The 1,779-nt window shown below is 49.7% G+C and carries 3 protein-coding genes; all 3 read right to left on the reverse strand.

What is annotated here, in order from left to right; all coding sequences use genetic code 11:
- The coding region (locus BTJ39_RS25005; protein ID WP_176110431.1) for a hypothetical protein at window positions 1-252 on the reverse strand (252 nt) is incomplete at its 3' end.
- Window positions 253-672: 420 nt separating this feature from the next.
- Window positions 673-831 (reverse strand): hypothetical protein, encoded by a 159-nt coding sequence (locus BTJ39_RS25010; protein WP_176110433.1) that lies wholly within the window; start codon window positions 829-831, stop codon window positions 673-675.
- A 90-nt stretch (window positions 832-921) separates the two neighbouring features.
- Window positions 922-1,716: a DUF7666 domain-containing protein gene (locus BTJ39_RS24010; RefSeq protein ID WP_078005176.1), complete on the reverse strand. Its 795-nt coding sequence runs from the start codon at window positions 1,714-1,716 to the stop codon at window positions 922-924.
- Window positions 1,717-1,779 lie beyond the last annotated feature (63 nt).

Below are 1,779 nucleotides of genomic sequence, written 5' to 3' on the forward strand. Positions count from 1 at the left end.
GAAATGATATTTGACCGCGTTTAAAACCAGGTCATAAATGTATTCGCTATCACGCGTCTGCTGATCGAAATCACCAGCGGCAAAGTCCATTAAATTTTCTGTGAATTCACCGCGCAGGTTAGGGCAAATAAATACCGGTAGTCGGCAGTCTGCGACAATCCGCTCTACCTCTTTACGTATCTGATCATCGTCGTCGTCAAACCCTGCGATTATCTTCTCGATAGCCTGGCGATCACGCTCTGTTATTTGCATCTGAACCTCCTGATTAGCCTGCACAGCCAGCACTTTTGCTTTTTCTGCTGCTGCGCTTTTTCCTGCCGCTCAAACTGCAACTGCATGAGTTTGTATTCCTCGACGCGTTTTAGCGCTTCCTCAGCGCGTGTCATGGCTGGCCTTCCTGAGTGACAACGGAAATAAGACGCTCCCACAGCTGCTGTAAGCGGCTCTTTTGCCGCCAGTGCATAACGTCAGCGCCAGTCAGGCGGAAATATGATAGTGAAGCTGGAGATGTGTGATTAGGGCAGCCCGATGCCGCCCCTGCAATCGCTAGTGCTTGCATGGGATACCTCATGAAATTTATTGGTGATATAAAAAAGCCCTCACAGAGAGGGCAATAGTCAGGATGATGTCGAGTAACATCGTCATGCCGTCATGTATAACGGCATTGGGTTGTCACTCTTCTATTCTTTCTTGCAATAAATAAATTTCTTCCTGAAGCTCTTCTATTTCCGTTTCTTTCTCTTCAATCGCTTTAATAATCACCATGACATTTTCAGGAGTAACAAGATCTTGCCAGTCACGGATTGCGCCAATTCTTTGATGAAAATTCATTGCGCAATATGAAAATGCGTTGTCCGCTTCTTTATGTTATGAATAATTTTGATGTTTTTAATTAATTCTTCCATACCCTCTCCTTACCGGTTACTCAGCTTCTGCAAATTCGCCATTTTCATCCAGAACGTACCAGACATCCGCTTTAATTCCGTTATCTCCTACCCTGCTGGCGCGAATGTGGATAAGATCACCGTTATCATCCCGGTAACAAAGGACGATGGCACCGTCGATTGATGCGCGTGCTTTGCTTTCGATACCGAAAGCGGCAGCTACCGAATGAGGTCCGCTTACCTCTGCCGCAGAGCGGTTGCCGGTGTTGCTGGCCGCAGAGTGGTCGCCGGTGTTGCTGGCCGCAGAGCGGTTGCCGGTGTTGCTGGCCGCAGAGTAGTCGCCGGTGTTGCTGGCCGCAGAGCGGTTGCCGGTGTTGCTGGCCGCAGAGCGGTAGCCGGTGTTGCTGGCCGCAGAGTAGTCGCCGGTGTTGCTGGCCGCAGAGTAGTCGCCGGTGTTGCTGGCCGCAGAGCGGTTGCCGGTCATTATCTGCTGCTCAAGCGACTTATCCACTCTATTCCAGATCCAATCGATAGCGCGCTGAACGAACTCAGGCATGCTCAGCTCGGCCTTAATGGTGATAGTAGCGCTGGCAATTTTAGTGTCGTCGTCATGGCGACTGATTTTGCCGGTTGAGATTGTCTCGGCGTAGCGACTTTCGGCTGGCGGGTAATAACTGAAACAATCAAGCGGATTTTCGCAGGCGTGGAACCCGGATGAACATGCCTCAACATCGCCGTCATGCTCGTATGTTTTGCCGATTTCAAACTGGTAATCACGGCACGTCAGGTCGGTATTAAACCCCTTATACGTGACGATTTTTTCTTCGCTCATGTTGTTATCTCTGAATTTAGGCACAAAAAAAGCCGCTCATGGCGACTGGTGAAATAAACCCGC

It is taken from the genome of Izhakiella australiensis, assembly GCF_002006995.1.
Lineage (GTDB): Bacteria > Pseudomonadota > Gammaproteobacteria > Enterobacterales > Enterobacteriaceae > Izhakiella > Izhakiella australiensis.